At 62.3% G+C, this 22,317-nt stretch carries 23 protein-coding genes; 6 read left to right on the forward strand and 17 right to left on the reverse strand.

Annotation, left to right across the window (positions count from 1 at the left end; translation table 11 throughout):
* Positions 1-3: 3 nt before the first annotated feature.
* A complete protein-coding gene (locus ACZ1JX_RS06585; protein WP_465126372.1) occupies positions 4-1,326 on the reverse strand; it encodes an MFS transporter in 1,323 nt (440 codons plus the stop codon).
* Between the two features lie 336 nt (positions 1,327-1,662).
* Here ACZ1JX_RS06585 and ACZ1JX_RS06590 point away from each other — a divergent pair, with 336 nt between their 5' ends.
* Positions 1,663-2,598: an intradiol ring-cleavage dioxygenase gene (locus ACZ1JX_RS06590; RefSeq protein WP_465125953.1), complete on the forward strand. Its 936-nt coding sequence runs from the start codon at positions 1,663-1,665 to the stop codon at positions 2,596-2,598.
* A gap of 4 nt (positions 2,599-2,602) precedes the next feature.
* On the opposite strand, the gene ACZ1JX_RS06595 is transcribed toward ACZ1JX_RS06590, so the two are convergent.
* From ACZ1JX_RS06595 to ACZ1JX_RS06660, 14 genes are all read right to left on the reverse strand, one after another.
* Positions 2,603-3,445: an SDR family NAD(P)-dependent oxidoreductase gene (locus tag ACZ1JX_RS06595; protein WP_465125954.1), complete on the reverse strand. Its 843-nt coding sequence runs from the start codon at positions 3,443-3,445 to the stop codon at positions 2,603-2,605.
* Positions 3,446-3,471: 26 nt separating this feature from the next.
* Complete coding sequence (locus ACZ1JX_RS06600) at positions 3,472-4,479, reverse strand: zinc-binding dehydrogenase (protein WP_465125955.1); 1,008 nt, start codon at positions 4,477-4,479, stop codon at positions 3,472-3,474.
* A gap of 11 nt (positions 4,480-4,490) precedes the next feature.
* The gene (locus ACZ1JX_RS06605) at positions 4,491-5,330 is read right to left on the reverse strand and encodes an SDR family NAD(P)-dependent oxidoreductase (protein ID WP_465125956.1); all 840 of its coding nucleotides are present in this window, start codon (positions 5,328-5,330) and stop codon (positions 4,491-4,493) included.
* Positions 5,308-6,408: a Rieske 2Fe-2S domain-containing protein gene (locus ACZ1JX_RS06610; protein WP_465125957.1), complete on the reverse strand. Its 1,101-nt coding sequence runs from the start codon at positions 6,406-6,408 to the stop codon at positions 5,308-5,310. The genes ACZ1JX_RS06605 and ACZ1JX_RS06610 overlap by 23 nt, the downstream gene beginning before the upstream one ends.
* A 10-nt stretch (positions 6,409-6,418) precedes the next feature.
* Positions 6,419-6,952 (reverse strand): 2,4'-dihydroxyacetophenone dioxygenase family protein, encoded by a 534-nt coding sequence (locus tag ACZ1JX_RS06615; protein ID WP_465125958.1) that lies wholly within the window; start codon positions 6,950-6,952, stop codon positions 6,419-6,421.
* 7 nt (positions 6,953-6,959) lie between these two features.
* The gene (locus ACZ1JX_RS06620; protein WP_465125959.1) at positions 6,960-7,505 is read right to left on the reverse strand and encodes a 2,4'-dihydroxyacetophenone dioxygenase family protein; all 546 of its coding nucleotides are present in this window, start codon (positions 7,503-7,505) and stop codon (positions 6,960-6,962) included.
* Positions 7,506-7,518: 13 nt separating this feature from the next.
* The gene (locus ACZ1JX_RS06625) at positions 7,519-8,052 is read right to left on the reverse strand and encodes a 2,4'-dihydroxyacetophenone dioxygenase family protein (protein ID WP_465125960.1); all 534 of its coding nucleotides are present in this window, start codon (positions 8,050-8,052) and stop codon (positions 7,519-7,521) included.
* 74 nt (positions 8,053-8,126) lie between these two features.
* Positions 8,127-10,637: a TonB-dependent receptor gene (locus tag ACZ1JX_RS06630; protein ID WP_465125961.1), complete on the reverse strand. Its 2,511-nt coding sequence runs from the start codon at positions 10,635-10,637 to the stop codon at positions 8,127-8,129.
* Positions 10,638-10,801: 164 nt separating this feature from the next.
* Positions 10,802-11,743 (reverse strand): helix-turn-helix domain-containing protein, encoded by a 942-nt coding sequence (locus tag ACZ1JX_RS06635; protein ID WP_465125962.1) that lies wholly within the window; start codon positions 11,741-11,743, stop codon positions 10,802-10,804.
* 17 nt (positions 11,744-11,760) lie between these two features.
* Entirely contained in the window at positions 11,761-12,468 is a 708-nt protein-coding gene (locus ACZ1JX_RS06640; protein WP_465125963.1) for an MFS transporter, read from the reverse strand.
* A gap of 9 nt (positions 12,469-12,477) precedes the next feature.
* Positions 12,478-13,002: an MFS transporter gene (locus tag ACZ1JX_RS06645; protein ID WP_465125964.1), complete on the reverse strand. Its 525-nt coding sequence runs from the start codon at positions 13,000-13,002 to the stop codon at positions 12,478-12,480.
* Between the two features lie 38 nt (positions 13,003-13,040).
* Entirely contained in the window at positions 13,041-13,586 is a 546-nt protein-coding gene (locus ACZ1JX_RS06650) for a VOC family protein (protein ID WP_465125965.1), read from the reverse strand.
* Between the two features lie 52 nt (positions 13,587-13,638).
* Complete coding sequence (locus ACZ1JX_RS06655; protein WP_465125966.1) at positions 13,639-14,652, reverse strand: zinc-dependent alcohol dehydrogenase family protein; 1,014 nt, start codon at positions 14,650-14,652, stop codon at positions 13,639-13,641.
* A gap of 85 nt (positions 14,653-14,737) precedes the next feature.
* The gene (locus ACZ1JX_RS06660) at positions 14,738-15,538 is read right to left on the reverse strand and encodes an IclR family transcriptional regulator domain-containing protein (protein WP_465125967.1); all 801 of its coding nucleotides are present in this window, start codon (positions 15,536-15,538) and stop codon (positions 14,738-14,740) included.
* Positions 15,539-15,653: 115 nt separating this feature from the next.
* Between ACZ1JX_RS06660 and ACZ1JX_RS06665 the strand changes: the two genes are divergently transcribed.
* Genes ACZ1JX_RS06665 through ACZ1JX_RS06685 form a run of 5 tightly spaced genes read left to right on the forward strand, consistent with a single transcriptional unit; the run spans position 15,654 to position 20,969 of the window.
* The gene (locus ACZ1JX_RS06665; RefSeq protein WP_465125968.1) at positions 15,654-16,871 is read left to right on the forward strand and encodes a Tm-1-like ATP-binding domain-containing protein; all 1,218 of its coding nucleotides are present in this window, start codon (positions 15,654-15,656) and stop codon (positions 16,869-16,871) included.
* 7 nt (positions 16,872-16,878) lie between these two features.
* Positions 16,879-17,325, forward strand: a complete 447-nt coding sequence (locus ACZ1JX_RS06670; RefSeq protein WP_465125969.1) for an acetyl-CoA carboxylase biotin carboxyl carrier protein — start codon at positions 16,879-16,881, stop codon at positions 17,323-17,325.
* 1 nt (position 17,326) lies between these two features.
* Positions 17,327-18,661: an acetyl-CoA carboxylase biotin carboxylase subunit gene (locus tag ACZ1JX_RS06675; RefSeq protein ID WP_465125970.1), complete on the forward strand. Its 1,335-nt coding sequence runs from the start codon at positions 17,327-17,329 to the stop codon at positions 18,659-18,661.
* Positions 18,658-20,130, forward strand: a complete 1,473-nt coding sequence (locus ACZ1JX_RS06680; protein ID WP_465125971.1) for a biotin carboxyl carrier protein — start codon at positions 18,658-18,660, stop codon at positions 20,128-20,130. Before ACZ1JX_RS06675 ends, ACZ1JX_RS06680 begins: the two co-directional genes overlap by 4 nt.
* Complete coding sequence (locus tag ACZ1JX_RS06685; RefSeq protein WP_465125972.1) at positions 20,127-20,969, forward strand: HAD-IIA family hydrolase; 843 nt, start codon at positions 20,127-20,129, stop codon at positions 20,967-20,969. The genes ACZ1JX_RS06680 and ACZ1JX_RS06685 overlap by 4 nt, the downstream gene beginning before the upstream one ends.
* A 10-nt stretch (positions 20,970-20,979) precedes the next feature.
* Here the strand turns inward: ACZ1JX_RS06685 and ACZ1JX_RS06690 are convergent, their stop codons facing one another.
* Together ACZ1JX_RS06690 and ACZ1JX_RS06695 are read right to left on the reverse strand one after the other, a co-directional pair.
* Positions 20,980-21,261 carry an HNH endonuclease gene (locus ACZ1JX_RS06690; protein WP_465125973.1) on the reverse strand — a complete coding sequence of 94 codons (282 nt, stop codon included), beginning with the start codon at positions 21,259-21,261 and terminating at the stop codon, positions 20,980-20,982.
* Positions 21,261-22,208 (reverse strand): DMT family transporter, encoded by a 948-nt coding sequence (locus tag ACZ1JX_RS06695; protein ID WP_465125974.1) that lies wholly within the window; start codon positions 22,206-22,208, stop codon positions 21,261-21,263. The genes ACZ1JX_RS06690 and ACZ1JX_RS06695 overlap by 1 nt, the downstream gene beginning before the upstream one ends.
* Between the last annotated feature and the right edge of the window lie 109 nt (positions 22,209-22,317).

The raw sequence follows: 22,317 nt of genomic DNA on the forward strand, positions 1-22,317 counted from the left end.
CCATTACGCCGCCAGTGCCGCCTGCGGCATGGCACTGACCCTGCCCTCACGCACCCAGAGTACGGAAAACCCGGCGAGCACGAGCGAGGCACCGCAGAACATCAGCATGTTGCGCGGATCGCCGCCAAGCGCGAGCTTGTACGCGTCGAAGCCGATCGAAACGAACCCGAGGTCAAGCCTGCTCATGACCACGGCGAAGAGCAGCATCGGGATGACGATCATCATGTTGAATATCCCCATGTAGACGCCGGTACGCTGCGGGGGGATCGAGTTGGTCAGGATCGCGTAGGGGTTGCCCATTATGCTGCCCCAGGCAAGGCCGATCCCGATGGCCGGCAGGAACAGCAATGCCTTGTCGGTGACATTGGGAAGGATGAACATGCCAACGCCGCCTGCGAACAGACACAGGGCGTGAAGTGGCCCCGGACCGATACGCTTGACCAGCGGGACCATGGCGAAGGCCGTCACGAATGAGATGGCGTTGTAGAAAGCAGCAACTTCGCCGTTGGTCAGTACAGCGGAATGGAAGGCGCTGCTGTGGACGTCTGTAGAAGCATAGACCGTGCGGCTGATCGAATAGACCGCGTAGGTCCAGTAGCCCGACATGCCGACCCACTGGAACAGGCTCATCAGGCCGAGCTTGCGCATGGCGACGGGCATGTCCGCAATGGCCTCGCCGATCTCGCGCAGCGTGGCCCATGCGCCCTTGGGCTGAGCGTCGATATGGGCGCGTTCCTCTTGGCTGAGCGGCAATTCCGGCACGCGCAGGACGGACCACAGGATGGTGCTGAGCGAGAGAACCGCTCCGACCATGAAGACGATGCGAACGGTATAGGGGATGCCGTGACTATCGACCCAGTCCTGGTTCATTCCGAGGCCGACCAGCAGCGACGGCGTGAGAAATGCCAGCATTTGCGCGAGGCCCGTGAATGCGCTCTGCGACAGGAAGCCCGCTTGCCGCTGATCCGGGTTCAAGCGGTCAGAGACGTAGGCGCGGTATGGTTCCATGGTGATGTTGTTGCCGGCATCGAGAATCCACAGCAGCGACATCGCCATGAGGATCGAGCTGGACAGGGGCATGAAGAACAGGCCGAATGCGCAGAGCACCGCGCCGATCAGGAAGTAAGGCGTGCGACGCCCCCACTTGCTGTTCGTGCGATCGCTCATCGCGCCGATGATCGGTTGCACCAGCAGGCCGGTGATCGGGCCAGCGAGCTGGAGCATCGGCAGCTGGGATTCGTCGGCACCGAGGTAGCTATAGATCGGCCCCATGTTCCCCTGCTGCAGACCGAAGCTGAACTGAAGACCGAGGAAGCCGAGGTTCATCTCCAGTATCCGCGCCAATGGCAGATGCGGCCTCATGTTCGTCGCAGTTTCCACGTCCGGCTCTCCCCCGGGCCTTATTGAGCCCTTGATCGCTCATGCCATAGGTTGACCCCCAAGACAACAATCGATTGCATATAGTTGGACTGAGCGCTTTTGACGACGCATGGCACTCGACCGATGAAACCTTGATGCGCCGATCACTGAAGAAATATCCTAATAATGACAATGCACTTGCACCTGAAGAACGCAAATTGCGCTTGCGCCCTGAAGGATCGCGAAAAACTCGCCGTTTAATCAGCGGCGCGGGACCGCCAAGAAACAAGGGAACGCTCGGAAATGCACAACCATTTGCAAAACCAAGACGTGGCAGATCTCCATCACGATGGCGAAGGCCTTGCCTCCGATCTCCGGCATTTCGAGCGCTTGCAGGTAGGACGACGCAGGGCGCTCGCACTGTTCGGTTCAGCTGGCGGCAGCGCCTTGCTGTTCGGCTGTGGCGGAAGCGATGGAACCGGAACAACAGCGAGCACCACAGTATCAACTTCAACCGCGACAGCCACAGCTACAGCCACCGCAACTCCGACCCCCACCGCAACAGCGACATCCGGAACCTGCACAGCACCCTCAAGCGAGACTAACGGTCCGTATCCCGCAGATGGGACCAATACCTCCTCTGGCCTTACCTCGAACGCCCTGACAGCATCCGGCGTTGTTCGTAGCGACATCCGCTCGAGCTTTGTCGGTTCTTCCACGGCGACGGCGGCAGGCGTAACGATGACGTTCACGATCACCGTCGTCGATGTGAACAATGGTTGCGCACCACTCTCAGGCTACGCGATCTACATCTGGCACTGCGACAAGGACGGCAATTATTCGCTCTACAACTTGCCAAACGAGAGCTACTTGCGCGGTGTGCAAGTCACCGACGCAAACGGACAAATCACGTTTACGACCATCGTGCCGGGTTGCTACAACGGCCGATACCCTCATATCCATTTCGAGGTTTTCTCTAGCCTCGCGACGGCGACCAGCGGCAGCTATGCGCGGCTCATTTCCCAGTTTGCCATTCCTGCTGCCGTCTGCGCTTCGGTCTATGCAACATCAGCATACGCCACGAGCCAGACCAATTATAACAATGGCAACAACTCAACCTCGACGGACAATATCTTCAGCGATGCAACGAGTGCACAACTCGCCGTCATGACGCCAACGATGACCGGGTCCGTCTCGGGAGGTTACACCGCAACAACGACGATCGGAATAGCGACCTGAAGGATCAGAACTGCATCTCGCTGACTGGCGTGGCCGCAAGCAGAGCCTCCGCACGCTCACGCATGCGGCCAGAAAACTGGCCATGGGTCACGATGTAGAGGCGGTCGGCCAGGATTGCATCCGCAACCATCTCGCCAACGTCATCTTGGTCCATCCAGTCATTGCCGACGACGCGTTGTGCCAATGCCTGTTCGGATGCGCCGAAACCGCTACCTTCCCGCAAATGCGCGGGGCGGTTGCGGGCGGCCTCATGGATGTTCGAGCGAACGAAGCCGGGGCACAGGACGCTACTGCCGATGCCTTTCGCAGCCAGATCGGCGCGCATGTTCTCGGACAGATTGAGCACGGCAGCTTTGCTGGCGGCGTAGATGGCGAGATGACCGGGCATCGTGACAGTTGCCGCAAGCGAGGCGGTGTTGACGACGTGCCCGCCGCGTCCATGGGCGATCATCTGCGGCAAGATCGCCTGCAAGCCGTTGACCACACCGCCAAGGTTTACCCCAAGCCCGAAATCCCAATCGGCGTAAGTTGCAGACAGCACCGGGCCTTCGACGCCGACGCCGGCATTGTTGACAAGAATGTCAACGCCGCCGAGTTCAAGGTCCATGCGTCGTGCGGCTTCGGCGTATGCATCTCGATCGGTGACATCCAGTTCGATGGCGATCACGCTTTCGCCAAAACCCTCGTCTGCCATGGTCTTGAGCGCGCTGGAGATATGATCCGCGCGCATGTCTGCCATGATCACGAAGGCGTCTTGCCGCGCGAGAGCCTTGACGATGCCGAGCCCGATGCCCGAGGCGCCACCCGTGACGAAGGCATTGCGCCCTGCAAAGGAATCAATCGCCATGGTCCTGCTCCCGCTGACCGGTGCCTTCACTCGCCCGGATTTATCAGCACCTTGCACTGGTGAGTACGCCTGCGCAGGCTCTCGAATACGTCGGGCGTTGCATCGAGCGAAATCGTGTCGGTTACGAGCAGGCGAGGCTCGACCGCCCCGCGGTCTAGCGCATCAAGGGCGGCTTCGTATTCCTGCCGGGTGAAGAAGGCCGACGTGACAAGTTTTACCTGCTTTGAAAGCATGGCGAAGCTGTTGAAGGTATCGGGGCGCGTACACAGACCGAGCAGGACGATAGTCCCATCATTGCGCACCTGATCGACGCCTTGCGCGATGAGACCAGGCACGCCGACGCATTCGAACACGACATCGGCCTTGCCGCCCAGCGCGCGTTCTGCGCTACCAACGGGATCAGCAGGCTCGACCACGAAATCGTGGGCACCCATCTGGAGAGCGCGGTCACGCTGCCATTCGGCGAGGTCCTGCACGACCACTCGACCTGCCCCGAGACGGCGCGCCCAGAAGGCGACGGCGAGGCCGATCGGGCCAGCGCCGAGAACGAGCACCCTGTCGCCGATGCGCATCCGGCTGAGCGCGACGCCATGGAGAGCGACGGCCAGAGGCTCGACGATCGCGCCGTCGGCAAGGCTGGCGCTTGAGGGCAAGCGGACGCACTGGTTCGGACGGGTCAGCGCGTATTCCGCATAGCCGCCGCCCTGCAGACCGAACCTTTCGCACCACTGGACTTCGCCGATCCGGCAGGCATGGCACTGGCCGCAGCTCTGGAGGGGGATGACCGAGACGAGGTCACCGGTCCTCAGCCCTTCCACGCCCTTGCCCAACGCCACGACTTCACCCGCAAACTCGTGGCCGAGGATCGAGCCCTCCCCCTGCCCGTAAGCCGGGTCTTCGGTCATGTGCAGGTCCGAGCCGCAGATACCGCAGCGACCGACCTTGACGACGACGTCGCCTTCCCCCGGCGTGGGGTCGGGGATCGTCTCGACGGCCAGCGGCTTGTGCAAGCCCTGCATCACGGCGGCGCGCATGGATTTCGTCCTTAGTTGTACTTGCCGAGCATCATGCCACCATCGATTACGACATGGCTGCCGGTCATGTAGTCCGATGCGTCGGAAGCGAGCAGGAGGGCGAGCGGCTTCAACTGCTCGGTTTCCGCGACGGAACCCAGCGGCACGATGGCATCCCATGCAGCGCGGGCAACGGGGTCCTTCTTGAGCCAGCCACCGCCGATGTTGGTGACGAAAGGCCCCGGCGCGATGGCGTTGATGCGAATCTTGAACTCGGCCAGTTCGAGGCCGAGCGCGCGAACCATGTGCAGGACGCCTGCCTTGGCAGGCATGTAGGGCAGGCCGACGATCGGCTCGGTCACGAGTCCGGCGTTTGAGGCGGTGGTGATGATCGAACCGCCGGTCCGACCGTTGGCGCGACCATCCTTCTTCATGATGCGGACAGCATTGCTGACGGTATAGAACACGCCGTTGAGGTTGACCTGGATCGAGCGGTCCCAGCGGTTGTGATCGTAAGTATCGACCTGACCATCGGGGTTGCGGTGACCGGCGGGGTTCCAGAATCCTGCGCCGGTATCGATCCCGGCATTGGCGAAGCAGATGTCGAGGCCGCCATAAGCTGCATCGTGGGCATCGAAGGCGGCGGCGACGTCATCCCAGTTCGACACGTCGAGGCGGGCCGCTCGTACTTCATAGCCCATCTCACGCAGGCGGGAGGCTTCTCGTTCGGCACCTTCAGCGTCGACATCGGTGAGCGAGACCGCAGCTCCTGCCTCGGCCATCGCTTCGGCATAGGCAAGGCCGATGCCTGAAGCGGCTCCGGTTACTAGTGCGCTGCGTCCCTTGATGTCAAACCTGTCGAGCGTTGCCATGGGTATCCTCTTGTTCTGATTGTTGTTCGCGGTCGATCAGGCGCTGCAGCATGCGCCTTGCGCGGACACCGCCGCCATCGCCGCCGAGGATCAACGGTCGCAGCGACCAGAAGTCCTCGCCCCGCATCAGGCGGTGGCTGTCGCGGATGATTGGCATGTCTTCCTGCTCGAACGCGAATTCGAGCGCGCCACGCATGGCGGCGGTGAATTCGGCATCACCAAGCTTGTAGTCGCGCGCCGTGGCCCAGAAGTAGTGGGTGGTGTCGGGCGTCTCGGGTGTGAAGGCATGTAGCGAGGGTAGCAGAGTGCAAGCTTCGCGCGGGGTGCCGGGATCGCCCGCGCGGAAATCGAAATAGAGTACTGCAGGCGCGTGCCATCGCACGAGGCCGTAGAAATCCTGCTTGCGGCCTTCGGTGCCCATGACCGCAGAGATGCCGACCGAGAGGTAATCGTTCAGTTGGACGTATTCGGCGAACACGTTCTCGCCATCCTGCCAGAACTTGCGGTCGCCTTCTGTAAAAGCTCCGGCGACGAGCGCGGGGTGGACGAAGTTGGCGTGGCTGAGGTCGAGGATGTTGTCGCTGTAGAGTTCGTAATGGCCTTCGGCGACGGTGCTGCCGCGCACGGCTTCCCATTTCGGGTCCGAAAGCCACGAAAAGTCTGGGATCAGGGTCGGATCGGCCTGTGCCGGATCACCCATCCAGATCCACAGCAAGGCATGCCGCTCGACCAGCGGATAGACCCTCAACTGGGCATCGGGAAGCTGGCCGCCGGGATGTGGATTGTGGACGCAACGGCCGCCACCATCGAAGCGCAGGCCGTGGTATGGGCACATCAAGGCCCCCTCCACTACCGTGCCATGCCCCAGCGGAGCGAAGCGGTGCGGACAGCGGCCGCTTATTGCGTTGGCAACGCCATCTGCATCGCGAAACAGGGCGACGGGCTCTTCAAGAAACGTGCGTTGCTGCGGCTCTGCGCCGAGCTGGTCCGCCCAGCTTGCGACGTACCACGCGTTGCGCAGGTATTTGCCAACCGGCTCCGCGGGGAGCCTCGGGACCGCTGCCTTCTCCCCGCTCATGTCCGCGCCGTCAGAGATAGAGAGCGGGGTTGATCGCGATGCCGTGTTCGCGGCAATACGTCTCGTAGTGGTTCATGAACCACCAGACGTCGAGCGTTTCGACATGATTGCCGTGCTCGTCGAAGAACTCGTTGGCGCCCTGCATGTGGAACAGCGCCTTCATGCCGTTGGGATCGTCGGTGACGAGGGTATGGGCCGTGCCGGGGGTTTCGGTAATGAAATCGCCCGGACGGCAGACCCAGTCGTATTCGAGGTAGCGGAACGAGCCTTCGAGGCCGATGGCCCAGACCTTGCCGCGATGCTTGTGCGTGCCGATGACGCCCGGCCCCTTGATCCACAGCACGTTGACATAGACGTTCTCGCGCACGTCGAATGCCAGATGGCGGATTGCGGCGTTGTCGCCGAAAGGAACCCAGGGGCTCTCGGCTTCCGAAGATCCGACATAGGTGCCTTCGACACCTTTGGCACGGATCAGGTCGCCGTAGAGCTCGGGGACGTTGACGATCTTGTAGGCGCCCGAAGGCGGCGCGGTCATGGTGCCCATGGTGGCCTCAGAGATAGAGCTTGGGATTGATGGCGATGCCGTTCTCGCGGCAGTAGGTCTCGTAGTGGTTGATGAACCACCAGACATCGGTGGTATCCACCAGCACCGCGTTCTCGTCGTAGAATTCGATCGGACCCTGCATCCACCCGAACAGCTTGCAACCCGTGGGATGATCTGTGACGAGCGTGTGGCTCTCTCCCGGCGTTTCGAGGATCAGGCCGCCGGGCGTTGCCACCCAGTCATATTCGAGATAACGGACGCTGCCTTCGAGGCAGACCATGGTGATGGTGCCGCGATGGAAGTGCGTGCCGATGACGCCCGGCCCCTTCACCCACAGGATGTTCGAGAACAGGTTCTGGCGCACGTCGAAAGCCAGATGCTTGATCGCGGCGTTGTCGCCGAAGGGAACCCAGGGGCTGTCGACATCGGTCTGGGCGTCGATGTAGCGGCCGCCGGGGCTGAGGCGCTTGACCAGGTCTCTGTGCGCGAAGGGAACGTCGACGATCTCGGCCTTGTCGGAGGGCGGCGCCGTCATCACGGTGGCGGTGCTCATATGCGGGTTCCTCTCAGCGGATCAGGGTGTCGACGTAGTCCGCGCCGATGCCGACAGCATCGTAATGCTCACGCGCGGCCTTGATGTAGTCGAACACGTCGTAGTGGCCGACGGTGTTGCCCTCTTCATCGAGCCACATCAGCGGGCCGGAGACGACGAAGAAGACCTTCATCGGATCCTCGTGTTCATAGCAGACGAGCGTGTGGCTCTCGCCCGGCGTTTCATAGACGAAATCGCCTGCCGTTGCGGTCCATTCATGCTCGAGATAGGCCCACTTGCCGCTGATGGTGTAGGCCCAGATCGGGTGCGGGTGATAATGGCGGTTCACAAGACCCGCCGACTTGCTCATCAGGACATCGGCCCACATGTTCTTCGAAGGGCTGATCCAGACAGGCTTGGAAAAGACGGTTTCGGAGATCGGAACCCAATAGCGCTCGTCACCCTCGGCAATCTTGGGCAGATAGACTTCAGGCAGGCTTCCTTCCCGGAAGACCTTCTCGACAGGCTTGATGCCTTTCCAGAATTCTGCATGCGGCGCTTCAGGCATTTTCACTCTCCGTGATGATAAACGCGGGCGAAGCCAAAGGGGCTCTGGCCCCGCCCGCGCAATCTTTCAGCTTATCAGAACTCGACGCCGAGACGCGCGAACCATTCACGCGGACGGCTGTAGGTACCGTAGAACTGACCACCGGCGATCTGGGCCTGGCCGGTGACCAGGTAGCGCTCGTCGGTGATGTTGGTCATGCCCACGGTCAGGTCCCAATGGTTGCCCGACTTGTAGGTGATGTTGCCGTTGACAATGTCGGTCGGGCCACGCTGCAGCAGGAAGGCGCGTTCGGTATCGTTCCAAAGCGACGTGGTGTGGGTCCAGTCGGCAATGACGACCAGCTTTGCGTCTCCGCCCATCGACAGTTCGTAGCGCGGGCTGATGTTGAACTTCCACCGTGGCGTCTTGGGAAGATCGGCACCCGGGAACACGCCAGCCTGGAACGGATTGGCAGCAACCTGGGCTCCTGCCAGAACTGCAGTGTAGTACGAGTCCGTGTAACCCACCGAAGCGTTGATCAGGAAGCCGTCCGTCGGAGCCGCGACGACCTCGACTTCGAAGCCCTTGATGCGCGCATCACCGGCGTTCTGAATGGTCGGCGAGACGCCCTGCTGGAAGTTCAGCTGGATGCCCTTGTAGTCGGTCAGGAACGCGGCTGCGTTGACCTGCAGACGACGGTCGAGGAACATCGACTTCACGCCCACTTCCCAGGTCGTTGCCTTTTCCTCGTTGAAGTCAGGCGCGGTGGGCAGCGGGTTGGACAGACGCGTCGTCCAGCCACCGGTCTTGTAGCCCTTCGACCAGCTCGCATAAAGCATGGCGTCTTCGGTCGGGTGATACTGAAGACCGATCTTGGGCGAGAAGTCGTTGAACGACTTCCGCTGGGTTCCGGCGACGTAATAGCGCAGCGGCTGTCCCTGGTTGGGGAAACCGGCAGCGATACGGCAAGCGTCGGTGATCGGATTGATCGATGCGCACGGTGGCACGCCGATCTGGTTTAGGATCTTGTAGGTCAGGCCGTTGGCATCCGACTGGAAGCCTTCGAAGCTCTTGTTTTCCTTGGTGTAACGGCCACCGATGGTGATGCCGAACTGTTCGGTCGGACGGTAGTCGATCTGGCCGAAGAAGGCGTAGTTCTTCGTCGAGAGATCGTTGGGACCGTCAACCTGCAGCAGACCTTCAGCAAAGGTCACATAGTCATGAAGGTCGCCCGCTTCCTTGAAGAAGTATGCGCCCAGCACGTAGTTGAGCTTCTTGTCCATGGCCGAACCGTTGAGCTGCAGTTCTTGGCTGAACTGCCACTGGTTCATCGTGAAGCTGGTGTGCAGGAAGTTGAGCGGCGAACCATCGAGGTCCATACCCGCATTCCAGTGCAGTTCGCGATAGGCGGTGATCGACTTGATCATCATCGTGTCCGAAAGATCGAACTCGATCGTGCCGGAACCGCCGTAGGTCTTCAGCTTGGAGTAGTTGTTGCCGTTGGCATAGGACACGTCGATGTCGTTCGACACGAAGCGGTTGTCGTAGGGCAGGCGGTTGTTGTTGGGATTGTTGTCAGCATTGACGCCAAACACGGTCGGGTTGTCGAAGATGCCGTTCAGACCACCGATGCCGCCGAGGTAGGCAAACGAAGGCGGGCCACCGCCGCAATCGCCAACCACAACGCCCTGGATTGCGCAGTTGTAGGTACCGGCAAACACGGCCGGCGTCGTGCTGATCAGGGTGTTGGCCAGCTGCGACTGGTCGATGTTGCTGTAGTCACCCGAAACGGTGATGCGCATGTTCGACTTGTTGTCGTAACGAAGCTTGCCGCGCAGGTTCCAGCTGTTGTCGCCACCTTCGCTGCCGTAGCCGATGTTGTGATAGCCAGCCGCCTTGTAATTGGTGATCGGCGTGGAATCGAAGTTGTTCGCTCCCGGGAAGGCAACGCGCTTGACGTAACCGTCACGGTTCTTGGTCGCAAAGCTGACCGATGCGGCAAGACCGTCGGTCAGCGGCAGATCGACCGTTCCACGGGTCTGGACGAGGCCGAAGCGGCCGGTGGTGACATCGCCCTTGAAGCGGAACTCGTCGCCCGGATCGTGCGTGACGATAGAGATCGCGCCGCCAATGGTATTACGACCGAACAGCGTGCCCTGAGGCCCCTTGAGCACTTCGATGCGCTCGACGTCCGGAAGGTCCTGGTTCGCGCCGACCGAGCGGGCGAGATAGACGCCGTCGAGGTAGACGCCGACACCCGGATCGATGTTGAACGCAAAGTCGTTTGCGCCGATGCCGCGAATGTAGGCCGACAGCACCGCCGACGAACCCGAAAACGGCGTGCCTGCGTCAAGCGTGACGTTTGGCGAGATGTTTGAAAGCGATGCTACGCTTCCGACTGCGCGCTCCTGCAGGGCATCTGCACTGAACGCGGAAATGGCGATTGGCACGTCCTGAACGTTTTCCGCACGCTTCTGCGCGGTAACGACGATCTGGGCAATGCCGCCGCCGGTATCCTCGGCCTGAGCCTGGGCCTGATCTTGAGCAAACGCTGGCGAGGCCAGAACCGTCGCCATTGCTGCTATGGAAACCGATGCAATTCTCATGGTTTTCCTCTCCCTGTTGTTGGTGTGGGCATTCCCGCACCCGGCTGACCGGGTACGGCATCACGCCAGCTTGGTACGCGCTGGCGACATTTCACGCTTGCACTGTGGCGCAAGGCGATCAGGACTGTTGCGCAAGAACCTCATGTGCGCCCCAGCCAGTGATTTCATGGCAATGGGGCCCGCCCGAGCCTCCAGTCGCGCGGTGCAGCACCGAACTGCTGGCGGAAACAGCGGGTGAAGTAAGCGCTGTCGTTGAAGCCCAGTTCGAATGCGACTTCCGTTATGCTTGCGTCAGGGCGAGCAACGAGACGGTCGGCAGCCCGGCGGAGGCGTTGCTCCAGAATATAGGCTGTCGGTGTTGTCCCCATGGCGGCGAAGACGTTCTGCACCGTGCGGACGGAAACATTGCAGGCATCCGCAATCGAGGCGGTCCGAAGTGCCGGATCGCCAAGATTTGCCGCAACCGTCGCAAGGACACGGCGGCGCATTTCGGCATCACCATTCGCTGATGCTGGACGCTGCGATCCGCGCATGGCCATGGCGGCAAGATCGTAGAACACCGCATTGACGCCGACTTCCCACTCAGGATCTTCGGCCGCGCTTTCCCCTTGCTGCCACAGCGACAGCAGGAAATCGTGGAACACGCGGCCACCGGGCGTTGCGCCACACATGCGCTGCAGCAATGCGTCATCCACCCCGGGAAAGCGCTCCGCCAGAGGAGCGCGGGGAAACTCGACCACGAGCATTTCGTGACCAGTCAGCTTGATCGAATAGGGCGTATGCGGGCTGGCCAGAACGAAGTCGCCAGGCTCCAACGCGCATTCAGCCTGCTTTTGCGTGTGCTGGCTGGTGCCCCGGCATTGCAGGTGCAAAATCAAGCGCTCTTCGTTCTGCGGCAGTGGCGTGCGGCCGACGCCCGAATGGGTGGAGTCGGTGCGAATCATCGCAAGTTCTCCGACCCGCCACGCAAGCATCTTTCCGGCAAAATCCTCGCCGGGCACATTGACGAACGTGCCGGTGAAGACCCGGTCGGCGATCTCGTTCCAGTAACGGGCACGCTCCTGCGGTGCCACGTCCCTGGTATGAAACCTGAGAAGTTCGCCCATGGTGCTTCCCTCCCTCGTCAGGCCCCGAAGGCCATTGCCGGAGCCGCGCGTCTTGCAACGACGCGCGGTGCGGATTCGATCAAGCCAAGTGTTAACAGCCCGGCCAGAATGGTGCAGCCGAACATCAGCCAAAGTGGTGCGGCCAGACCGTAAACGTCAGCGAGACTGCCAGCGATGAACGGCGAGAGCACGCCGCCGAGGACTTCGCCTGTTCCCATGACGACGCCCGTCAGCGTTGCGGTAAGCCGGGGATCGACGGATTCCGAAGGGATCGTCGCCATGAACATCGGAAACAGGCCATTGAGCCCCCAACCGAAGAAGAAGATCGCGGCCAAAACCCAAGTCGATCCCTCGTAGTACAGTCCGCCAAGCGGCAGGATCACGCCGAGGAACGAGAAGAAGATCATGACCGGACGCCGCCCGATGGCGTCGGAAATGGCGGGAACGACGAAGCTGCCGAGACCGGCCGAGATGCCGAGAGTCGCCATGAGCCACCCCATCGTTTCAGGAGTAAACCCGCGCGCCTTGGTCAGATAGAGCGGCATGAACGCCCAGCAGACGACGAGGTAGGAGACCAAGAGGATCGAGATCAGCGCGCAAAGGATCACATTGCGGTGGGCAAACGCTTCACGGAGGGTCACGCGGGGTGAGGCGTCGTCATGAGCCTCCACGGGCGGTTCGCGCAGGGTGAACCAGATCAGTGCTGCAGTGACGAGGCCGGGCACGGCCGCCAGCTAGAAGCCCGTTCGCCAACCCGCTGCCACGGCGACCGGCACCAGCAGGATCGGCGCCAGACCGGACCCAAGAAGGTTCGACCCGAGGTTCTGTGCGACACCCATCGCAAGGCCGCGCCGTTCGGGGGCCACTTCGGAAACGATCATCGAATGGCTGACCGGCATCACGCCACCCTCGGCAGCGCCCATCAGCAGTCGTGCGCCCAGCAACATGAGGAATGACGATGCCGCACCCGAAATGAACGAACACAGGCAAAACGCGATGGTTGCGACCACGACGACCGGCTTGCGTGAGCCGAGCTTGTCTGAGATGCGCCCGACGAGCAGCCCGGACAGCGCCCAGGTAAGCGACAGCGCCGAGCTGAACATGCCGACCTGCGTGTTGCTCAATTGAAGGTCAGGCTGGACGAACGGCATGAGAAAATTGAGCGCGTTGCGGTCAAAGAACAGGATGCCGAAGTTCAGGCTCAGCAGCGCCGTCACCCACACCTGGTATCCGCCGCTTCTGGTTGTGCCTGTAGTCATCCCGTGTGTCCCCTCGCTCTTGTTCTGTTTGCCTGGCTTCAGATGAAAGGCCGGATCGGATCAGCGCCATCCCAATCCTGCGATGCGCGCCACATTGCCGTGAAGTGTGCATCCATCCCGGGCGTTGCCGGAATCAGCTCCAGAAAGCCGGGCGCCGCGGCATCGCCACCTTCGAGGTAGGCCACGCTTCCTCCGGTCGGGACTGCGGCCTTGAATGCAAGGTCGTATCCGCGCGCTGTGTAGGCAACGAGGTCAGCCTCGACGTCGGCACAAGCGATGCCGAAGTGGTGGAAGCCGTATCCGCGCTGCTCGACGGTCTCGCGGTAGACCGAAGGGTTGTCGTCAAGCGGCTGGATCAGTTCAATCTGCATGTGCCCGGCAAAGCCCATGGCGATGGTGACGTCGGCGGTCGATGGCGCGCCCCGGTAGAACTGGTCCGAGCTGAGGAAGTTATCGAGCAGAAAGAACGGCCCCGCCCCGCAATCGCGCTGGAAGTGCGCGATGGAGGCGCGGATGTCCTCGACCACGAAGGCCGTCTGCATCACGCCACCAAACGGCTGGCCGAAGCCGAGCAACTGCGTCATCGATTTCCTCTCCTGCGCCCCGCCTCTTGCGGGCAGCGGCGCGTGTGACGGCTCAAAGCGTTATTGCGACTTTCCCGAACAATCCTGCCGAGGACTGATAGGCGTAGGCATCCAGCGCGTTCTCCATGGCGAACGCGCGGTCGACGACAGGCTTTATTCCGTGCGCATCGATGAAGGCGTTGAGCCGCTGCGCCATGCCCTTCGAGCCCACGAAGATTCCGCGGATCGAGGCACCCTTGAACATCAGCCCGTGTGGGTTCGTATCCCCCTCACGCGTCAGCACGCCGATCAGCGCGATCTCTCCGGCAAAGCCAACCGCGGCAATGGATTGCTTGAGCGTACCTGCCCCGCCGACTTCCACGACCTTGTCGACGCCGCCACCGGCAAGGCGTGCAGCTTCTGCACCCCACTCCGGCGTGGTGCGATAGTTGATGACGTGATCCGCTCCCATCGTCTTGACGCGCTCAAGTTTCTCGTCAGACGAGGACGTGGCGATCACCGTGGCGCCAGCGGCCTTGGCAATCTGCAGGGCGAGCAACGAGACGCCGCCCGTTCCAAGCACCAGCACCGTATCCCCAGCCTTGACCGGGCGGGGACCTTCCATCAGCGCGTTCCATGCGGTCACGCCAGCGCATGGCAGGCAAGCGGCTTCGACGTAATCCAGCGTTTCGGCAAGCCGAACGACCCCGTGTTCCGGAAGGACCACATATTCCTGCAACATTCCCGGAGCAGGAGGAGCGCCCAATGCCATGCCCATACCGGGGTTGGGTGGGCCGTCCATCCAGTCCTGAAAGAAGATACCGGCAACGCGGTCGCCAACGGCAAGCGAGGTTTCGCCAGTACCAATGGCTGCAATTTCACCTGCGCCGTCCGAAAGAGGCACCGTGTCGTTCTGCACGACACCACCCATGTAAAACCCGAGCGGAATGATCTGGTCGCGGAAGTTAAGCGAGCAGGCTCGTACGCGTACGAGCACTTCGCCCGGTCCGGGTTGTGGCGTCTCGGTCTCGACCAGCTTGAGATCACTGAGCGAGGTCGAGCCTGCGGAAATGATCCACTGGCGCATCGGCATTTTCTCCCTGTGGGTTGATCATCACCGATTCAGCGCCAACAATTAATCAGTTGGGCAAACAGATTTCATTTGGTGAAACTTAATTGGGGTTCGCTTCAAGTGCCGCACCGATTGCCCGCGCCGTGGCCTTGAGTGCATCAAGATGGCGTTGGACCACGGCCTCGTCCGCTCCCCGCCGGCCGGGCCAAGTCACGTTGATCGTCGCGATGGGAGCGCCCCCGACAAGGATCGGCACGGCCATGGAGCGTCTCCCATCCCGCAGGATCAACTGTTTCGACCTGTCCGGCCAAGGCAGGAGCGGATCCCGCGTGGCATACCCCCGCTGCCGGACTTGCTGCAGCATAAGCCGCAGTTCGGCCTCGCTTCCTTCTGGAGGGTTGGCGGGCCGCAGTCGATCGATGATCGAATCCCGCTCTGCGTCGCCGCACGCGGCCAGATAGGCGCGCCCCGTCGCGGTATGAATATAGGACAGCTTGACGCCCACCGGCCCGAGGATCGCCGAATCAAGCCGGAAGAGCGGGCTGTTCGTTTCCAGAATCTCCATGTGATCGAGTCGTGGCGCAGCAAGTACCGATGGCCATGCGACCTTGGTCGACAGAGCCTTCATATGGGGCGACGCAACTTCGGCAATGTGCGCTGGCGAGGTCACGGAGGCGCGCTCGATGCGGTCGACGTGCGGCAGGTAGGCGCCGTCCGCCAAACGCTGCCAGACCAGGCCTTTCTGCCCCAATGTCACCAGCATGCGCAGCAAGGTTGCCTTGGGCAACCCTGTGGCCTGATGCAGCTCATGGAGACTAGCCGCCTTCCTCGTCTGCACCTCGATCAGTACGTCGAGCCCGCGCTCCAACGCACGCACGGTCTTCACCTTGCGTTCCAGCATCCATCCTGCTCCGGCAAATTCTGCGTTTCACCTTATGCAACGCAAAATCACGAAACCCCCGTGCAAAGTCAACCGCGCTGACGCAGCAATAGGCGACGGAGAGGAAAACCACACGATGACCAAGCCAAGCGTCATGTTCATCTGCACTCAGGACACGAAGGAAGAGGAAGCCCGGTTTACCCGTGCCGCACTTGAGGCGGCGGGCGTCGACGTGGTGCACCTCGATCCGAGTGTGCGCCGCACTGTTGGCGGCGCCGAGATTTCACCCGAGATGGTCGCACAAGGTGCAGGCATGACCATCGAGCAGGTCCGTGCGCTCGGTCACGAAGGCAAGTGCCAGGATGCGATGATCCGTGGCGCAATCGCCGCCGCGCACGAATGGGATGCGAAGAACCCGGTTTCAGGCATACTTGCGGTCGGCGGCTCGATGGGCTCGGCGCTGGCCGGTGCCCTGATGCAGAGCTTTCCCTATGGCCTGCCCAAACTGATCGTCTCGACCATGGCTTCTGGCTTCACCAAGCCGTACATGGGCGTCAAGGACATCGCGATGATGAACGCGGTGACGGACATTTCCGGCATCAACACCATCAGCCGCGACGTTTTCCGCAACGCCGCCAACGCGGTAGCCGGAATGGCGAAGGGCTATGAGCGCGACAAGGGTCCTGACAGGCCGCTGGTCCTGATCACCACCCTCGGCACCACCGAAATGAGCGTGAAGCGCATTCGTCAGGCACTGGAAAGTGATGGCTGCGAAGTCATGGTATTCCATTCCTCGGGCGCGGGTGGTCCCACCCTGGACGGTCTTGCCACCGACAAGGACGTGTCCCTCGTACTGGACCTTTCGCAGACCGAAATCCTCGACCACATCTTCGGTGGGCTTGCCGATTCCGGGCCTGACCGTGGAAAGGCAGCGCTTCGCAAGGGCATCCCGACGATCATCGCCCCGGGCAATGCCGACTTCATCATCGGCGGCCCGATCGACATCTCGCAGGTGCAGTTCCCCGGCCGCCGCTATCACGAGCACAACCCGCAGCTGACCGCCGTGCGCACCGGTGTCGAGGACCTGAAGAAACTCGCCGACCACCTCGCCGCCAACGTGCGCGAAGCCAAGGGCCCGGTCCGTGTGTTCACACCGCTCGGTGGTTTCTCAAGCCATGACAGCAGCGCAGGCCATTTGCAGGACCTTTCGGTTCCCGGTCCCTTCGCAGAGTATCTCGCACAGGTCATGCCCGAGAACGTGCCGGTCACGGCCATCGATTCCCACTTCAACGACGAGGCCTTTTCGAGCGCGGTGATTGCCGCCGCGCGTGAGATGCTGGCTGCAAAGAACTGATCTGCAAATGACCGACGATCTTCCCCTCACCCACGAAGACATTGCCGAGATCGCCGCGATCCTCGAGAATTCGGGCTATCGCGAACTTGACCTCGCCACCCGCCGGTTCCGATTGCGCGTGGCGAAAGGTGATGGCGCGCAAGGCGGCACGACGCAGGAGTGGCAGTGGTCGGGGACGGCTGCGGACGTTGCGCCAGATGCCGTAGCGGCCATCGCAGATCCGGACGCGATCTGCTCCCCCTTGCCCGGCACGTTCTATCACGCACCCCAACCCGGTGCGCCTCCCTTCATCCAGCCCGGTGACGAGGTGGGGCCGGAGACCGTGATCGGTATCGTCGAGACGATGAAGCTGATGAACCCGGTCCACGCGGGTCGCAGCGGAACCGTGGGCGTGGTGCTGGTTCCCGATGGCACGCTCGTCGCCAAGGGCGAAGCGCTGGTGCGGCTGACCTAACATGATCCACAAACTGTTCATCGCCAACCGCGGGGAGATCGCCCTGCGCGTGATCCGCACTGCGCGAAGCATGGGTATCGAGACCGTGCTCGGCGCTTCGGAAGCCGATGCGACCTCGCTGCCGGCGAAGCTGGCCGACCATGTCGAGATTGTCGGCCCCGGTCCTTCCTCACAAGGCTACCTCGCCATTGACCGTGTGGTTGCTGCGGCGGCGCGGACAGGTTGCGATGCGGTTCATCCGGGATACGGCTTCCTTTCAGAGAACGCTGAGTTTGCGCGCGCTGTACTCGCAGCAGGAATGCGTTTCGTGGGGCCCGAGATCGCCACGCTCGAAGGCATGGGTGACAAGCTTGCTGCGCGCGCTCTCGCGGTCGAGGCTGGCCTTCCGGTCCTGCCGGGAGGTGAAGCGGCAACAAGGGCAGACGTTCACGCTCGTGCAGCGCAGACCGGCTATCCACTCCTCCTCAAGGCCGTCGCTGGCGGCGGTGGCAAGGGTATGCGCCGGGTCGACCGACAAGAGGACCTCGACACCGCACTCGACATGGCACAGGCCGAAGCACAGGCCGCATTCGGCAATGCCGCCGTCTATGTCGAACGGTTCGTTGCCATGGGCCGTCACGTGGAGGTCCAGCTGCTCGGTGATGGCACCAGCGCGATCCATCTCGGCACGCGAGATTGTTCGATTCAGCGCCGCTTCCAGAAACTTGTCGAAGAAGCCCCTGCCCCTGCGATGCCTGTGGAGGCGCGCGAAGCGATTGAACAGGCTGCGGTTCGCATTGCCCGGCACCTCAGCTATCGCGGTGCAGGCACGGCAGAGTTCCTCGTCGATGCGACCGACTTCTCGTTCTACTTCCTCGAACTCAACGCCCGCATTCAGGTCGAGCACCCGGTCACCGAGGCGATTACCGGCGTCGATCTGGTCGAACAGCAGCTGTTGGTTGCGATGGGCAAACCGCTTTCCCTCACGCAAGCCATGGTGCGTCCAACCGGCCATGCCATCGAAGTGCGCATCAACGCGGAAGACCCGGACGCTGATTTCCGTCCTTCTCCCGGTCGCGCCGCGCGTGCTGCCTGGCCAGCAGGCGACGGCGTGCGGATCGACACCCACATCGGCGTCGGCGGCGAGGTGCCACCCTTCTACGATTCCCTGATCGGCAAGCTCATCGTCCATGGTGACACGCGCGAGCAGGCTGTCGAGCGCCTTGGCAAGGCGCTGCAAGCGCTGCACATCGAAGGCATGCCGACCACGGCCTCACTCCATCGCCGCATCGTTGCCGATCCGCGCTTTATCGCAGGTGGCGTCGACACCGGCTTCCTCACGGGACTTGCCCAATGACCGAGATCCGTCTCGTCGACGTCACCATGCGCGACGGCAACCAGAGCCTGTGGGGGGCAACCGGCCTCAACACCGCGCACATGCTGCAGGCGGCCGCTTTGACCGAGGCTTGCGGCTTCCGCGCCATAGATTTCACCTCATCGAGCCACATGGCGGTGGCTGTGCGCTATTTCCGGAACAACCCGTGGGAGCGCCTGCGACGGATGGCGGCGGCGATGCCGACGACGCCGTTGCAGTTCATCACCACTGGCCTGCGTTTCATTGCGTGGCAGCAAGCCGATCCCGAGTTCATGCGCCTCGTCTATCGCGCCTTGCAGGTGAACGGCGTTGGCCGCTTCGTCCTGCTCGATCCGATGCACGAAGTACCGGCCGTGATCGAGGCTGCAAAGCTGGTGAAGGAGGAGGGCAACGCCGAAGTCATGGCCGCGCTCACCTTCACGCTTTCGGAAATCCATACCGACCAGTTCTACGCCGATTTTGCCAAGGCCGTCGGGCAAAGCCCGAACATCGATCTGTTCTACATCAAGGACCCGGCCGGCCTGCTCTCGGTCGACCGCGCCCGGACGCTCGTGCCTGCGGTAAAGGCGGTGATCGGCAATCGGCCGCTGGAAATCCACGCGCACACCACTGTCGGCCTTGGCATGATGGCCAGCCTCGAGGCGGCAAAGCTCGGCATTTCGGCGATCCACGTTGGCGTCGGCCCAGGCGGCGATGGCTCATCCCTGCCCGAAGCCAACCGCATGGTCGCCAATCTCGAGGAAGCCGGGTTCGATGTCGGGATCGACAAGGCCGCACTCAAGCGGCTGACAACCTACTGGCAGCGTGTCGCTCTGGCCGAAGGCTTGCCTCCCGGCCGCCCGCAGAACTTCGACGCCAGCTTCCTGCGCCACCAGATCGCAGGCGGCGTGATGACCACCATCGCCCGCCAGCTTGAAGAACTCGGCCTGTCGGACCGGATGGACGCGGTGATCGAGGAAACCGGGCAGGTCCGCGCAGACCTCGGTTATCCGATCATGGTCACGCCGTTCCCGCAGATGGTCATGACCCAGGCCCTGTTCAACGTGATCGGCGACCGCCGCTATGCTCAGGTCTCCGATCAGGTGATCCGCTATTGCATGGGCAAGTTCGGCAAGCCCACCTCGCCGGTCGATCCGAAGGTGCTGGCAACGATCATGGATCGTCCGCGCTCGCGCGAACTGGAAAACGAGCCGACTTTCCCGGCGCTGGGCGATCTGCGTCGCCAGTTCGGTACCAACCTGCCCGACGAGGAGTTCCTCCTCCGCGCCGTCATGCCCGCCGAGCAGGTCGATGCCATGCTCGCGGCAGGCCGTTCCCGCGCGACATACTCGTCCGAAGCCGCACCGATCCTTTCGCTTTTGCGCAAGCTCGCCGCCGATCCCAAGGCGCGCGACATCGTGATCGAGCGCGAAGGCTTCCGCCTTGCCCTCCATGCCGGAGCATCGCTTTGACTTTCAGTTCAGATTTTCAAGCCCGTCTGCGCGACGCTGCGGGCTATATCTTCGACATGGACGGCACGATCGCCCTGGGCGATTCAAAGAGCGGCGGTCATCGCGCCCTGCCCCATGCGATTGCCGTGCTCGAAGCGCTCAAGGCGAGCGGCAAGCCCTTCGTGGTCTTCACCAACGGCACTGCCAAGCCGCCTGCAGCATATGCCAATTCGTTGCGCAATGCGGGCTTTCCGGTCGAGAATGGGCAGATGCTGACACCATCGTCCTCTGCGGCAGTGTGGCTGGGCAAGGTGGGCCTTGGCAAAGTCCGCGTGCTGGGCAATCCGGGCTGCGCCGCGCCGCTGATCGATGCCGGGCTCGATGTCGTCGGCCCGTCGGAAGAGGCCGAGGGCGTTCAGGCCGTCTACACCGGCTGGTTCCGCGAGTTCGATTTCAACGCGCTGGAAGCCGCCTGCCACTCGCTGTGGAACGGCGCGCGTCTCGTTACGGCGAGCAACGTGCCGTTCTTCGCCACGGAAAACGGCCGCGCCATCGGTGCCAGCTTCCCGATCAATGCGATGCTCACCGCGATGACGCGCAAGCGCCCGCGCATTCTTGGAAAGCCTTCAAAGGTCGCCTTCGATACGGCCATGAAGATCATGGGCCTGCCACAGTCGGCAGCAAAGGACGTCGTTGTCGTGGGCGACGATCCGGCGCTGGAAATGCGCATGGCCAATGCGGTTGGTGCACATTCCATAGGGCTTGCCACCGGCATCATGGGCAAGGACGCGAACCTGCCCGAGAAGGATCGCCCGTCCGTTCTGCTCAAGGACCTGCAACCCCTGCTCGATGTGCTATGAGGCTTTAGACCTAGCGACGCTTGCGCGCCGTGGGTGCGTGAAAATCCGGATGCTTGTCGGCGATCCATTGCAGGAAACGGGCGATCTGCGGCGCGCTCTTCACTTGCGCGATGTCTTCGCCGAACCTGCCCAGTTCCGCATTGCTGAACACCGCATGCAGCGTGCGGTGACAGATCGGATGCACGGCCTCCGCAACCCGCCCGCCCCGGCTTTTCGGCACCGGGTGGTGAAACTCAACGCGCCGGCCGAGCGGACGTCCACAAAGCCAGCAGCCTTGTCCGATCTCTTCCATCAGTCCGTCATGGCAGGCTCTGACGGCGGCTTGCCGGAGCGCCAGAGGTAAAGTCCTGCGCCGACAATCACCAAGGCCCCCGCCGCCGAGACGATGTCGGGACGCTCGCCAAAGAGCAGCCAGCCAAAGCTGCCCGCCATCAGCAACTGAACATAGGTCATCGGCGCGATGGCCGCGGGTCCGGCCTTGGTTGTCGCGATATAGATGAAAGCATGTGCAAGGCTGGCGGTCACCGCGATGATCGCGCATTTGCCAAGGACCGAGAGCGGCAGCGCGGGAACCTCGAAGAAATGCACACCGCTGAAGTGACCGGCGGTTGTCCCGAGACACAGGAACACCGCGCCGATCACGGCCACGTTGAACTGCATGGAAAGTGCCGTGCCCGTTCCTGCAACCTTGCGATTAGCCACCATGAGCAGCGCCATGCCGGTCGCCGCGATCACCGGAAGCATGGCCACCGGACCCAGCAACGCGAGATTGGGACGAAGGATCACCAGAACGCCCGAAAACGCGACGATCGTCGCAATCCAGGTTTCGCGGCGCATCGGCTCTGACAGGAGGACCGCTGCCAGGATCGCGGTGATCATCGGGCTCGTGAACGAAATCGCGGTCGCTTCGCCGATCGGCATCAGGTGGACCGCGCTGAAGAACGCCATGGCCGACATTGCGACGCTGAAACCGCGAAGGACCTGCCAGCGCAATCGCGGAAACTTGAAGCCATCCGTCCCTTCGCGAACGAGCAGAATGATGCCGAGGCCGATGGCTCCGAACACATAGCGAAGGGCACCGATTGCCGTTCCCGGCCACGCGCCCGCCATGCTCTTCACCAGCACGTCGCCTACGGAAAGCAGGGCAAATCCGCAGAGGGCATATATCAGCCCAGATCTCTGACTGTTCTGCAAAAGCTTGCTTCCCGGGACCCGACGGCACTGATTCCTGCCGCACACCAATGCTCTAGCCGTCAAGCGCCCCGCCCTCCACACAGAAGTGCATCACTTTACCGGGAGTTAACCATGTGCCCCTACGAATACGGACTTGCGGGGCACCGGGGGCCCT

This window comes from Novosphingobium sp. BL-A-41-Hi4A-0G, assembly GCF_055521735.1.

Coding starts and splice junctions, on each gene's coding strand:
- ACZ1JX_RS06585 (WP_465126372.1), bottom strand. CDS start 1,326: ATGAACCTCGGCTTCCTCGGTCTTCAGTTCAGCTTCGGTCTGCAGCAG.
- ACZ1JX_RS06590 (WP_465125953.1), top strand. CDS start 1,663: ATGCACAACCATTTGCAAAACCAAGACGTGGCAGATCTCCATCACGAT.
- ACZ1JX_RS06595 (WP_465125954.1), bottom strand. CDS start 3,445: ATGGCGATTGATTCCTTTGCAGGGCGCAATGCCTTCGTCACGGGTGGC.
- ACZ1JX_RS06600 (WP_465125955.1), bottom strand. CDS start 4,479: ATGCGCGCCGCCGTGATGCAGGGCTTGCACAAGCCGCTGGCCGTCGAG.
- ACZ1JX_RS06605 (WP_465125956.1), bottom strand. CDS start 5,330: ATGGCAACGCTCGACAGGTTTGACATCAAGGGACGCAGCGCACTAGTA.
- ACZ1JX_RS06610 (WP_465125957.1), bottom strand. CDS start 6,408: ATGAGCGGGGAGAAGGCAGCGGTCCCGAGGCTCCCCGCGGAGCCGGTT.
- ACZ1JX_RS06615 (WP_465125958.1), bottom strand. CDS start 6,952: ATGGGCACCATGACCGCGCCGCCTTCGGGCGCCTACAAGATCGTCAAC.
- ACZ1JX_RS06620 (WP_465125959.1), bottom strand. CDS start 7,505: ATGAGCACCGCCACCGTGATGACGGCGCCGCCCTCCGACAAGGCCGAG.
- ACZ1JX_RS06625 (WP_465125960.1), bottom strand. CDS start 8,052: ATGCCTGAAGCGCCGCATGCAGAATTCTGGAAAGGCATCAAGCCTGTC.
- ACZ1JX_RS06630 (WP_465125961.1), bottom strand. CDS start 10,637: ATGAGAATTGCATCGGTTTCCATAGCAGCAATGGCGACGGTTCTGGCC.
- ACZ1JX_RS06635 (WP_465125962.1), bottom strand. CDS start 11,743: ATGGGCGAACTTCTCAGGTTTCATACCAGGGACGTGGCACCGCAGGAG.
- ACZ1JX_RS06645 (WP_465125964.1), bottom strand. CDS start 13,002: ATGACTACAGGCACAACCAGAAGCGGCGGATACCAGGTGTGGGTGACG.
- ACZ1JX_RS06650 (WP_465125965.1), bottom strand. CDS start 13,586: ATGACGCAGTTGCTCGGCTTCGGCCAGCCGTTTGGTGGCGTGATGCAG.
- ACZ1JX_RS06655 (WP_465125966.1), bottom strand. CDS start 14,652: ATGCGCCAGTGGATCATTTCCGCAGGCTCGACCTCGCTCAGTGATCTC.
- ACZ1JX_RS06660 (WP_465125967.1), bottom strand. CDS start 15,538: ATGCTGGAACGCAAGGTGAAGACCGTGCGTGCGTTGGAGCGCGGGCTC.
- ACZ1JX_RS06665 (WP_465125968.1), top strand. CDS start 15,654: ATGACCAAGCCAAGCGTCATGTTCATCTGCACTCAGGACACGAAGGAA.
- ACZ1JX_RS06670 (WP_465125969.1), top strand. CDS start 16,879: ATGACCGACGATCTTCCCCTCACCCACGAAGACATTGCCGAGATCGCC.
- ACZ1JX_RS06675 (WP_465125970.1), top strand. CDS start 17,327: ATGATCCACAAACTGTTCATCGCCAACCGCGGGGAGATCGCCCTGCGC.
- ACZ1JX_RS06680 (WP_465125971.1), top strand. CDS start 18,658: ATGACCGAGATCCGTCTCGTCGACGTCACCATGCGCGACGGCAACCAG.
- ACZ1JX_RS06690 (WP_465125973.1), bottom strand. CDS start 21,261: ATGGAAGAGATCGGACAAGGCTGCTGGCTTTGTGGACGTCCGCTCGGC.